Source organism: Vibrio aquimaris (genome assembly GCF_009363415.1).
GTDB lineage: Bacteria > Pseudomonadota > Gammaproteobacteria > Enterobacterales > Vibrionaceae > Vibrio > Vibrio aquimaris.
The window spans coordinates 1,469,879-1,482,765 of sequence record NZ_CP045350.1 but is presented as its reverse complement, the minus strand read 5'-3'; the positions used below and the strand labels follow the sequence as shown (position 1 = coordinate 1,482,765).

The window sequence follows — 12,887 nt, the reverse complement described above, 5'->3', positions numbered from 1 at the left end:
TATGCAACTGAACTTAAATCTTGATTGGCAAAAAAAGTTTCTGGAGATAGACAGTACAGACAGCGACTTTCTTCGAAAGGCACTGTCTGTACTGTTTGAACTTCAACCAAGTGCTTTAGATAATAAGTTTTCTCTCGTCGATTTTGTCGCCAAGATGATTTCTCTACTAGACAGGAAACTCTCGAGCCAGATGGATAAGATCATTCATCATGACGAGTTTAAAAGTTTACATGGCAGTTGGTTAGGGATACACGGGCTTGTGAGCTTGCCCATCAATAATCAAAGGGTGAAAGTCAAAGTCCTAGATATGCATTGGCATGAAGTCTCTTCTGATGTCAATCAAGCATACAATATCAAAGCATCAAATTTGTTTAATAAAATAGGTAACAAGGAACTTAACACTCTAGGAGGCCAGCCTTTTGGTTGCATATTGTTCACTCATCCTGTGGCAGTTGATATGGATTTCGACGCTGACTATGACGATCTATTTACTGTTGAACTACTAAGTAAACTTGGTGAATCCACATTATGCCCAATGATTTTTTCCCCTAATAAAAATTTTTTTGTAGAGTCTGGAGCAGACTGGCTTTCTGACATTGATAGAATCGAAAAAATCTTAGCAGGACCAGATTTTCATGCGTGGCAATCACTTCGTAGTAAGCAAAGTTGCCGTTTTATAGGTTTCGCAATGCCTTTAATACGCATGAGGCATCAATACAAAAACATGAAGGTAGGTTTCATATACAATGAATTTGGTAGTGGATTATGGGGGAATTCTGGGTTTGCGCTACTATCAACAATAATGCGCGAATACCATAGGGTTAACTGGTTTGGTTTTCTAAAATCTCGCTGGAATGATAAATCTCAGGGGGCGGTCATTAATATCGACCAGCACGATTGTTTATTCATCAGAGAACCGCAAACCAATGTGGTTTTATTTGGCAAGATCTCAACATTTTACGCCCAACACGGATTTATCCCTCTCACCAAAAATCCATTGACAGACAAGTACTTTTTCAACGGTAATAATTCCATCTGGCAAAGTGGAACATCAGATAATGATAAAGTGCTAACACAGATCCAAACTAGCTTAATGTCTTGCCGCATCGCACACTACCTAAAAGTACAGGTACGAGAAATGCTGGGAAGCTTCAATACCGCTTCCGAATGTGAACGTTTTTTAACACAGTGGATTGAAAAATTCTCTAGTAATGTCACTTATGCAAATGAAGAAACGCTCGCGAAATACCCCCTTAGTTTCGCGAAAGTATCGGTATCCAAGTCGGAGGCTCAAGCGGGAAGCTTTATTTGCACACTTAGGATTGTACCTCAATATCAATATGACCACTTCACTGGTGAAGTAGTATTGACCACAGAGCTTGATGAGGTTGGCTAATGGGATTTTGGAAAGCATTTATTGATTCAAAAGGTTCAACTCAAACCGAAGAAGTTGAAGACATAAAGTACCACCTAACCAAGCTACTTGAGTCAGAATCTCCTTTGCTGAGCATCGACGATAGGTTTATCGAACTTCATCGCTCTAACCTCAGGTTTGGGATCGAAGATGTTCAGCTGTTAAGTGCCAGTTTAGATCAAGCTCAACTGGCTATTCGCCTAGAAAGCTACATTCGCCATTTTGAACCACGCCTGTCTCAGGTCATAGTAGAGTTGCTAGAGCGCAACGAAACTGAAAACGCTTTGGTGTTTAATATTATTGCTAGCGCCAATACATCGAGAGGAGAACAAGAGCTTATTTTTGATTCAAAAATATCTCTCAACGATCTTACAACAATTATGACGGAGGATAGCTATGACTGATCCTTTAGTGCGTTACTTTGAACAAGAGCTAACGTTTGTAAGACGTGCACTCGGACAGTTTGGACACCAACATTCAGAATATGCTGAACGCCTCAATATTCACCAAGGAAAAATTGAAGATCCGAGCCTTGCAAGGCTTCTTGATGGAGTTTCACTATTAAACGCGACGGTAGAGAAACAATTATCTGAGCAGTTACCGCAGGTTGTCGAGGGACTGCTAAATGTAATTTACCCTAGTTACACCCAAACCATACCGAGTGTAGCTTACATGCATTTGTCTGCCCAAGGTGATACTCCAGAGTCAACCACTATTCCAAAAGGGTCACATTTTACTTCAGATGCTAAAGGTCGAACCTGTCAATTTACGACCGTTGATAAACTGGTAACAGCTCCATTTCAATTAATAGATACCACAGCATCAAGTGCCCCGTTTAAATTTAACCGCCCCGTCAGCACTGAGCAATCGACAGCCGTCATTCAGCTGTCACTTTCAACGGGCGACCCTAGTATTCAATTTTCTCAGCTCAATCACCAAGACCTTGATCTATTTGTGCAAGGTTTCGAAAATAATGCCGACTCAATTGTTGAGCTATTGTTAGGGCAAACAAAAGCCATATCAATCTCGGATATGAGCTGTGATAAACATATTGTAATGCCTGCTGGAAAACTAAAAAATAGGATCAGCGACTTAAATTTTTTATTCCTGCCCCAAAAAGGCAATCAATTTTCAGGCTTTCAGCTAATCAGTGAGTTTTTCTTTTTCAAAGAAAAGCGCCAGTTTTTCCGCCTAAAAGATTTTGGATCAGCCGCTAAAGAATTCGATAGTTCAGAGGTCAAACTGAACCTGTTTATGAATGCAATTCCCGCTGAATTCATGCGCCTATTCGACAACCATGTATTTAAACTTGATGTGATACCTGCGGTAAACATGTTTGAGCAAACTGGAGAACCTACCAGTTATGATCAAAGGTCTCTGACTATACCTGTCAACGCTGACGCACACAGTGATAGCGATATAGAAGTTATTGAAGTAAAAGAGGTATTTGAAATCACTCCCCAAGGAGAAAAGCCATTAATACCTTTGTTTCGTGATAGTTATCAATCTGACGTCAATGCTGATTACTGGCAAAGCTCTAGAGATTTATCTGGACAATTTAGACTGGCAGTTAGTCTCAAACCAACACATGAACTGGAATTTAGCAAATTGTATGGTACCTACCTACTTTGTACTAATGGTAAACAAGCTTGTGGAATCGATGGGGAAATGGAATGCTCAGAAAACATTGATATACTGGGAACGTTCAGCGCGATATATCCCCCCACCGCTCCCATTGAGCGTGAACAGAATTTGAACCTTCACTGGCAATTTGTTGGTCTACTAAATGGTAACTTTTCGTCACTATTGCATGCAGATAATCCTACCGAAACACTCAAACAAATGCTTCAGCTATGCAGCAGAGAACAACTTTCTGCTGAAGAAATACAGGCAATACATAGTGTATCGGTTAAATCACAAGTATCAGCTATACGAATCATGGGCAAAAACGTATTTTCACCTGGTAGTGAGATCGAACTGACACTTGATACTCAAAATAGCTTTCTCGCTTTTTGTGATGTGCTTAATCGATTTTTCCAGCAATTTTGTAGTTTCGACCGATATATACAACTATCGATCAGGATTTACGGCAGAGATGGCGTCGTAAAGCAATATCCTAAAATACATGGGAGTCAGTTAGCCATGTAGCGGCTAACTGGAAATTAATGTCATTGATAAACGATCTTAGGCAGCACCCACAACAATACGACTTTGCGCAAGCGATGAGGCTACTAAGCCACTGGACAAATCAAAATCCAAACAGGATAACGCTTGAATTGAAAGCAGAAGCCATGCCGACCGGTGATGCCAGTGAAATCCAATATTTTTCTTTAAAAAAGAATCGGCTTAAGTTGCGTCTCGCAAAGCAAGCTTTATCTGGAGTAAAAGGGGTTATTCCAAATTACATATATGAAGAACTATTGTCTTCTTTACACCGCGATGAACATGCCTTAAAGGATTTCCTTGATGTATTTAATCAAAGGTATTTTGAATTAGTCAGTCACTTAGAAACCGGAGCCTGGTTGGTCATTCAAAATGAGATTCAACCGGAGAAAACTGCTTTACTGAACAATCTAGCAGCATTAGACCGAAAGCATTCTAAGTATTTCCAATACTCCATTTTGCTCAATCAAGGGCAAAGGAATCTACCTACGCTCTCGCAAATACTCAATGATTATTTTCCCTTTAGAATGACGGTTTCGACAAAAATAAACGAACGACGCCAGCTGCCTGGAGACTCACTAACCCGATTGGGAAAGGATGTTAATTACAACAGCAGAATGGGCCATGGTTTTTTGCTAGGAAACACGTGCTTGACTCATTTCAGCCATCTTTTGGTTTATATCACGCCTAAGACTGAAAAAGAACTCATCACTATACAGTCAGATCCCCTACTCGCAAAAAACATGAGAGAGTTAATTCAGCATTATCTTGGCGATAATACCCCAATCTCGGTTTATCTAAATGTGAAAAGGGAGTATTTAAATCGCCCCAGGCTTTCGAGTAATAAATACAACGCGGCAAAATTAGGCGAAGTCGACTGCCTTGCGCCAGAGCGAAAACCTCAACACATAGTAAGTATCCTTCTGAAGTGAAACACTTCAGGTTAAATAATGAGCTAGGTAATCACAGCCTTTGAGAAGAAAGGAAAACGGTATGACGCAAGTTACACTAACAAATTTAGTCGCTAAGCTTTCCCCCGAGCTAAAACAAGCACTAGAAGTATCAGCTGGCGCGGCAATGAATCAGAATGTTCCTTCTATTGAGACTGAACACTGGATATTGCAACTTATATCACAGCAAGATCAGCACTTAGCTAGCCTCATTCAATCACAAAACTTGTCCCAAGATAACTTAATCAATGAGTTATCTTCGAAGATAGCCCGTTTTCCCAAAGGCAATGAGGGACAACCAACTCTTAGTCAAGCACTGACTGAAATCGTAAAAGATGCGTGGATGATAGCTTCTGTTAACTATGGCCATGGTGAAATCATTAGTCTACACCTTATCCAAGCTATGCTGCAGCAAAATGTATTGGGTATGAATACACTGCAGCTCGAAAGCTTACAGAATGTTTCTCTGGAATCGTTACAAGGCCTTATAAATAAAACTGCCGTTGCGAAAACCAAAACGTCGGCCCATAGTGGTTCTGCAGATGGGACAGCCCCTTCGGGTAATGATGCACTGAGTAAATACACCACTAACCTTACTCAACAAGCTATTGATGGAAATATCGATCCTATCTCTGGGCGTAATAGCGAAGTTCGCAAAGCCATTGATATTCTATGTCGGAAAAGACAGAACAACCCAATAATTGTTGGTGAGCCCGGTGTTGGTAAAACAGCAGTTGTCGAAGGATTAGCGCTAAGAATTGCAGCAAATGAAGTCCCTAGCGCCCTTCAAGGTGTTCAAATACATTCCTTAGACTTGGGGTTACTGCAAGCTGGTGCCAGTGTGAAAGGTGAGTTTGAAAACCGCCTAAAAGACGTCATTAATGAAGTAAAAAATAGCGATCACCCTATTATCGTATTCATCGATGAAGCACACACCCTAATTGGAGCGGGCGGTGCTGCAGGCCAAAATGACGCTGCAAACTTACTTAAACCAGCCTTAGCTCGCGGGGAGTTTAAGACAATCGCCGCTACTACTTGGGCTGAATACAAAAAATACTTTGAAAAAGATCCCGCACTAACTCGACGCTTCCAAGTCGTCTCTATTGAGGAGCCTAATGCAGAAGACGCTAAGCAAATGTTACGAGGAATTGCAGCATCGTTACAGAGCCATCATGATGCCTTTATCACGGAATCAGCCATTGATGCCTCCGTCCATTTGTCTATTCGCTACCTTCCCAGCCGTCAACTCCCTGACAAAGCAATCAGCCTGTTAGATACGGCAAGTGCTCGAATTGCTTTAACACAAGGCGCAAAGCCAGAAGTCATTGAAGCGCTTGAACAAACAGTTCGCTACCAGAAGAATGAAAAATCTGCACTCGAAAAAGAAAATGCATTATTTGCTACCTCTGAAGATGAAATTAAGCAATTAGCATCTCAAATAGCCGACAATGAAAAGAAACTCAGTGACTATCAGTCGCGCTGGGAACAAGAAATTCAACTTGTCGATGATATTAAGCAGTTACAGCAAGAAATAAGCGATGCACAAACTGGTGAGCAAGTCGATAAACCAAAACAAGACAGACTGAATGATCTTATTGAAAAACTGACAGCACTGCAGGGAGAAGAGCCTCTAGTTAATGCAATGGTGGATGAAAATACCATCGCCCAAGTTATCGCCAATTGGACTGGAATTCCGGTCGGAAATATGATGAGCGACGAGATCGCTCGTTTATTGTCACTTGAAGAGGAACTAGATAAACGAGTCATTGGTCAAAATGTCGCTAAGCAGGAATTAGCAAAAGCCATTCGCATATCACGTGCTGGATTAACTGATAATCGTAAACCTATCGGCGTATTCCTAATGTGTGGACCAAGTGGCGTTGGAAAAACCGAAACGGCCATGGCTCTTGCTGAGCAGCTATATGGTGGAAACAACGATCTAACCATAATCAATATGACCGAGTTTAAAGAAGAGCATAAAATTTCAATGCTACTTGGGTCACCTGCTGGTTATGTCGGCTTTGGAGAGGGAGGTGTACTAACCGAAGCTATCCGTCGAAATCCATACTCTGTTCTTTTATTAGATGAAATGGAGAAAGCTCATCCAGGAGTGCACGACCTGTTCTATCAGATTTTTGATAAGGGACATATAAAAGATAGTGAGGGCCGTAATGTTGACTTTAAAAACACGATTATAATCATGACATCTAATGCCGCAGATCAAGCTATTTGTGACGCGTGCTCTAATAGCAATGAGCGCTTGAGCAATGAAGAGTTACTTGAAGCTATCCGTCCTGATTTGCAGCACTATTTTAAGCCAGCGTTTTTAGGCCGAACAACGATTGTCCCCTACTACCCTCTTAATGATGAGGAGCTATCGAAAATTACTGAGATATCTCTAAATCGTATCAAGAAAAAGCTGGCTGAACAGTATCAGGCTTCGTTTACTTGGGACAAAGGTTTTGTTGATTATGTCATAGCGAAAAATACCGACCCAACGACAGGAGGTCGAGCTGTAGAGCAAATTATCAATCGTTCCTTAATGCCAAAACTCGCCGAAGAATGCATCAACAGGCTGAGTCAACAACAACCTATATCTCAGGTCTCTGTTGTAGCTGCAAACTCTGAGATGGGCTTCGAACTGACCATTCAGTAATATATGGGACTGAGCAGCAAGATGGATACATACAATAAAGGTTATTCAAAGGGATTGTTGTCGTTAAGGTTTAAACTGATCTTAGCTATAGTTGCTATCTTGCTGTTCTCTAATGGACTAAACACAACGCTCAATTATCTAAACTTTGACAAGAGACTGACTCAAACAAGCGATTCAACCTATCAAGTTGTAGTAGACGAAACAGACAGTGACATCCGACAAGCAATGAGCCTTGGTTTACCTTTAGCTTCAATTTCAAATATTCAATCTCTCATTGAAAGACGCTCTGAACTCGTTGACGGAATAAATAAAATTCAAGTAGTCAACAATGATGATGAAGTATTGTTTACAACCGGAGTCGCTAAGTTTGACACCGATCGGCTAATTAAAACTGATATTATTAATACTTTTAATGTGAAACAGGGAGAGCTTAGGCTTTATTATTCTCCTCTATACCTAAAAAAAATCAAACAAGGTCTACTGGCACAACAAATTATTTACACATTGCTTTGGGTCTTAGTTACCTCGGTTTTAGGCTATTTAATTGTTAACCTTTTACTGGACTTCCTTCTAAACAAAATTCAATCTGCCACTGATTTAACCAACAATAGAGAGATACCTGATAGGCAAGCACTCCATTCCATCAAAGAGCTCATAATCGTTAATGAAGCTCGGTCTAATTGGGAACGAATGCGTGCTAAGTACTTTCCAGTATTGGTCATCATTTTGGCTATCTTTTTAACTATCGCCTCAAATATTGGAAGTTCACACCATTCACTAACCAGCTTTTCTAGTATTTACCAAGAGCAATTAGAGCAGAAATCAAATCTAATCGGAGATACTCTGTCTACTATGATCAGTCGCCTAGTTGAAGAGGGCGTACCGCTGGATAAGTTAACAGGGTTAGAGCAAGAATTTGCCTCTTATGTCGCCCATAATCCCGAACTCTTGTCCATCCGCATAGAAAAAAATGAAGACTCTATTTACCAATATCCGGAGGTTTTCCCCAATTACAAAGATGCAAGTTTACTATCCATCCCAATTGATGAGACTGGTATCATCCAACTTCAAATGATGGCAGACATAAATATCATCCCACAGCTGATTAAAGACAGCCTTATGGACATGTTGACGGTACTGATTGCCTCAAGCCTATTTGTTATCGAAATCATATTATTTGTTTGCAATGCTATGATAATTAAACCGTGGAAACAGATAAAGCAGCTAGTCACAATAGATGAAAACCAAGAAGACCCTCACCTTGTTCAGGTTCAATCAAGGGACGAGCTTGGCACCTTGATAGAAAAGCTAAATCAGCTGGTTCAAAGAACGTTTGATAATAAAGTATTTCCAAATAAAAACATCCAAGACTATCGCTTTGTTAGACTGCCACTGTTTATATTAATTTTTGCCGAGGCAATGTCTTTGGCTTTTTTGCCCAACTTTGTTAGTAATATCCCAAGTAGTTTCAATTTGATACCACAAAATTTAGTCACTGGCACTTCTATCTCATTGTTTATGGCTTGTTGGGCATTATCCCTACCTTTCGCTGGACACTGGTCAGACAAAGTTGGCAGAAGAAAATCACTTGTTGCCGGTGGCAGTGTTATTTCAGTAGGACTTATCGCAACATCAGCGAGCCCAAACTTAGAAGTTCTATTGTTGACTAGGGCGATAACAGCTTTTGGCTATGGTGTAGTTTTTATATCTGCTCAAGGATACATCACTGACACGACCACCTCTGAAAACAGAACGAAAGGAATGTCGACGTTTTTCTCTGCATTTTTCTCTGGTTCACTTTGCGGGGCAGCAATTGGAGGCATTCTAGCGGATAAACTCGGTTATACGACAACATTTGCTTTATCTTCGATATTAGCTTTGATTGGAGTTGTACTAATTTTTAGCGTATTTGATCGCAGCAATACAAATTTAACCAGTCAACCAGTCAAACTCTCTGACTTTAAAGTACTGCTAAAAAACAAGTATTTTACGCTTATCGCTTTCTTTAGCGCCATTCCTGCTAAGATTATTTTAACTGGCTTCCTTTATTACATTTGCCCTGTTTACCTGCAGTCTCTAGGTGAGAGCAATGCGGTATCAGGACGTATCATGATGACTTATGGTTTAGCCATCGTACTTATTGCTCCACTTTCGGCAATTTTAATAGATAAATGGAATAATAAAATGACTTTCATCTTTGCAGGAGGCATTTTATCTGCTGTGGCATTGATCAATATTACCGCTTTGCCTGGCACTCTGGGGTTACTTTTTATCGTTGTAATAATTGGTATCGCTCACGGTATTGGTGTTTCACCTCAAGTACCTCTTGTGATTGAATGTTTAGGCGAGTCAAATTTAGATAAAGGTAAAACCATAGGGATATTCCGTTTGATTGAACGAATCGGAAACATATCAGGCCCCTTAATTGCCGGACTATGTTTGAGCATCGTGAGCTTCCAAACCACCATTATGCTTTTTGGTGTCGTGTTACTGTTAAGTTCTATATGCTTTCTAAGCTTGTATAGCATGTTTGTTCGCCGAGACAAAAGACAAATGGAGGTAGTGAAATGAGAGTTTGGCTTCTCGCTATACTGGCGATCCTGCCATTTGATGCATCAGTAAAACCGTCTGAAGGGGATAAACACATTGTCATGGTCCTTTGGAGAGGTATCACTGAGGCCGAAAGAGGGTTTATGGATTACCTGTCTGGTAAAATTTCGGCGCACTATACTATTCTGGATGCTAAACGGGATAAAGAATTATTAGCAAACCACTTAAAGAGTGTAGATAGGTTAAAACCAGACTTAATTTATACTTTCGGAACAACAATAACACTTGGCTTACTCGGAACTGAAAGTTACCCAAGCTCGTTTAGGAAAGAGAGTGACACTCCTGTCGTATTCAGCATAGTTACAGACCCGGTCGGTTCAAAGATAGTAAGTTCACTTCAAGCTAAACATCGTAACTTTACAGGGGTAAGCCATATCGTACCCCACAATGTTCAGCTAAAAGCGATTAGCCAACTAGAAGGACTTGATACAATCGGCATTATCTTTAATCCTCTTGAGAATAATTCAGTGGTAACAGCTAGAAATATTCAAGCTCTCTCTTCTGATTTCAAAAAAGACGTTTTTCTTTACCCTTTGAGAACAATCAATGATAAGCCAGACACAGGCTCAATAGGCAAAGTTGTTGCCATGATGCAAGAAGATGGGGTTCAGTTAGCCTATCTACCGCCAGATTCATACATCATTAGCAAAGGCCAAAATATCGTCGATAATTTACATACGCATGGCATTGCTACATTTTCTGCTACGGAATCACCAATACGTAACAACGACGCATTGTTTGGGATTGTAAGCCGCTATTATAACGCAGGGCAGTTCGCTGGTTATAAAGCAGAACAAATTCTTACAGGGCAGTTCCCTGTTAGCGAGATCCCTATTGAGTCTTTAACTCAGTATTCATACATAGTGAACATTGGTGCCGCCCGCGCTTTAGACTATTACCCTCCTGTTTCTATCCTTAAAATTTCCGAACTAATCGGAGGAACTGAATGATCACTATCATAAAGTATTTTACTTTCGTCATCCTATCTTTCTTCTGCATTATGAATATCGCTTCGGTGTATGCTCAGCCAGTATTTGGTCCGGCTCGACTTCAACTTACAACTCAAAATTGGCCACCATATCAAGATTACGTAGATGAGGAGATGCGAGGATTGGCAATCGATAAAGTAAAATGCGCACTCAATAAAATGGGACAGCCTTACCAAATTACGATGACAGCATGGTCAGATGCTCAGTTAAGAGTACAAAGCGGCTTGCAACACGGATTTTTTGTCGCGACACAAACGGCAGAGAGAGACGAATATGCCACCCTTTCCACAGCCATTGCCCAGCAAGAATTACGTTGGTATTTCGGCCCTGGGGTTAAGCCAAACATCAACGAGCTAACTAAGGTCAACCTCAACTTTTCAGCTAAGTTTGGGTCAAGTAAATGGTTTTGGCTAAAACGTAACGGCTTCAGAGTCGTTAAACAACCAAGAGATGCAAAAATTCTATTAAAGCTCCTAAAGCAAAGAGAAATTGATGTTGTTTTGGAAGACGAAAAAGTATTTCAGCGAGAATTAGAGAATGCAGCACTCCCTGCTAATTTCTTTCAGTCCAAACTTAAAGATTCCAAACCTATGGGAGTCTACTTTTCCAATCATTTCCTTAAAAAGTATGCTGGTTTTTTACCAGCCTTTAATTCTGCAATTTTAAAATGTGAGGGGTAAACAAGTGACGATTAGTATTCATTTGATCTCTGTACCCTCTGATGAAGTGGTCACTTCCAGAGTCATATACTTACCTGAAGCTGGAGGAGAGTTTGGCCGTTCGACATCATGCGATATCGCCCTACCCGATCAAAGCAAGCGCATATCTAGAGTTCATGGCAACATTCGGCGTACAGAAGTGGGATACAGTGTAAAAAGTACCGGTCAAAATGCGGCCTCTCTCAATGACAAAGCCATGGTAAGAGATAAAGATTACCCACTTAATGATGGGGATATACTTAAAGTTGAAAGCTATACCATGTTGGTTTCTACTTTAGTGTCAACCAAGCCACCCCAGGACCGAGATGAAGATAGCGCCATGTTTTCAGAGCCTTTTTCATTACAGATAGATAATGATGATACTGATTTTCTTGACGAGACAGCTCCTTCTGTATCGAATGAAAAAAAAGGGAACTTTACACAAGAAGGCGTCCTTACGGACGACCCATTTGCAGCGGATCCTTTTGAAGATTTGGAAGATGTTCTTATATCCCAACATATTGAGAAAGACGAACCCGACTCTAATCCGGTCCATCAAGCTAGTGATCCTGAGTTGTTACCAGCAAGTACCAAAGACGACTCTCCAATAGAAACATCGTTGGAAAAAATACTATCAATCACAGAGAAGAACCAAAAATACTTAGCTAACCCGACTCTTCACCATGAACTACTGTTTAAAACGCTCGATCAAACCGTTGACCAGTTCTTAAATGATTTTTCACCAAACCAATTAGAAAAACAGTTTGACGGCTATATTTCAGGCGGGATTTTTACCAGCAAACAAAAGAAGTATTGGAGGATCTATCGAAAACACTTCCAGCATCGTCAAGATAACGGAGACTTTAGACGTCAGTTCAAAGCCCTCTTCATGGAAAATATGCAAAAGAATAGAGAGGAAAAATAATGGCTAAGTGGTGTTTGGTATGGGCTTTATTTATGCTTGGATGTTCATCCGATCCTACGCCTGTCGTTACACAATACTCATTAGCGATAAAATCAGACAAATCATCTAACCCTTCAGAGTCAAATACTTCAAACCCTGTAGTGGTAAGATTATATCAACTGACTGATGCTCAGATGTTTAAGCAGCAGCCATTTATTGACTTATATAGTAATGATGTTCAATTACTTAGTGCCAACCTAATATCCAAACAGATATTGCCTGTGGTTATACCCGATAGCGATACAAAGCTTACTCTAGATATCAACAGCCAAACTCAGTATGTGGCAATATTGGTTGAGTTTATCGACTATCAACATAGCCAGCCCAAAGCAGTCTCTCCACTACCCACAAGCTCTGATGGATACCTGCAATTAAGTATTTCGGGCGATAAAGCCGAGTTAATCGTTATTACACCAGATTCACCTTGGTGGAAATTGTTTTAA

The 12,887-nt window shown here is 40.4% G+C and carries 10 protein-coding genes; all 10 read left to right on the top strand.

Features of this window, described 5'->3' with window-relative positions:
• The first annotated feature begins 1 nt into the window (after window position 1).
• The 10 genes from FIV01_RS06880 (at window position 2) to tssJ (ending at window position 12,887) form a co-directional block, all read left to right on the top strand.
• The gene (locus tag FIV01_RS06880; RefSeq protein WP_152430338.1) at window positions 2–1,396 is read left to right on the top strand and encodes a type VI secretion system contractile sheath domain-containing protein; all 1,395 of its coding nucleotides are present in this window, start codon (window positions 2–4) and stop codon (window positions 1,394–1,396) included.
• Window positions 1,396–1,818 carry a type VI secretion system baseplate subunit TssE gene (gene tssE / locus FIV01_RS06875; RefSeq protein ID WP_152430337.1) on the top strand — a complete coding sequence of 141 codons (423 nt, stop codon included), beginning with the start codon at window positions 1,396–1,398 and terminating at the stop codon, window positions 1,816–1,818. The genes FIV01_RS06880 and tssE overlap by 1 nt, the downstream gene beginning before the upstream one ends.
• The gene (gene tssF, locus FIV01_RS06870; protein ID WP_152430336.1) at window positions 1,811–3,562 is read left to right on the top strand and encodes a type VI secretion system baseplate subunit TssF; all 1,752 of its coding nucleotides are present in this window, start codon (window positions 1,811–1,813) and stop codon (window positions 3,560–3,562) included. The genes tssE and tssF overlap by 8 nt, the downstream gene beginning before the upstream one ends.
• A gap of 17 nt (window positions 3,563–3,579) precedes the next feature.
• Window positions 3,580–4,509, top strand: a complete 930-nt coding sequence (locus tag FIV01_RS06865; protein ID WP_152430335.1) for a type VI secretion system baseplate subunit TssG — start codon at window positions 3,580–3,582, stop codon at window positions 4,507–4,509.
• A 61-nt stretch (window positions 4,510–4,570) separates the two neighbouring features.
• Window positions 4,571–7,183, top strand: a complete 2,613-nt coding sequence (gene tssH, locus FIV01_RS06860) for a type VI secretion system ATPase TssH (RefSeq protein WP_152430334.1) — start codon at window positions 4,571–4,573, stop codon at window positions 7,181–7,183.
• 21 nt (window positions 7,184–7,204) lie between these two features.
• Complete coding sequence (locus FIV01_RS06855) at window positions 7,205–9,754, top strand: MFS transporter (RefSeq protein WP_152430333.1); 2,550 nt, start codon at window positions 7,205–7,207, stop codon at window positions 9,752–9,754.
• Window positions 9,751–10,743: an ABC transporter substrate-binding protein gene (locus FIV01_RS06850; RefSeq protein ID WP_152430332.1), complete on the top strand. Its 993-nt coding sequence runs from the start codon at window positions 9,751–9,753 to the stop codon at window positions 10,741–10,743. The genes FIV01_RS06855 and FIV01_RS06850 overlap by 4 nt, the downstream gene beginning before the upstream one ends.
• A 50-nt stretch (window positions 10,744–10,793) precedes the next feature.
• Window positions 10,794–11,462: a type 2 periplasmic-binding domain-containing protein gene (locus tag FIV01_RS06845; protein ID WP_246210449.1), complete on the top strand. Its 669-nt coding sequence runs from the start codon at window positions 10,794–10,796 to the stop codon at window positions 11,460–11,462.
• Between the two features lie 4 nt (window positions 11,463–11,466).
• Window positions 11,467–12,405: an FHA domain-containing protein gene (locus FIV01_RS06840; protein WP_152430330.1), complete on the top strand. Its 939-nt coding sequence runs from the start codon at window positions 11,467–11,469 to the stop codon at window positions 12,403–12,405.
• On the top strand, window positions 12,405–12,887 hold the full coding sequence (gene tssJ / locus FIV01_RS06835; RefSeq protein WP_114785787.1) for a type VI secretion system lipoprotein TssJ: 483 nt from the start codon (window positions 12,405–12,407) through the stop codon (window positions 12,885–12,887). The genes FIV01_RS06840 and tssJ overlap by 1 nt, the downstream gene beginning before the upstream one ends.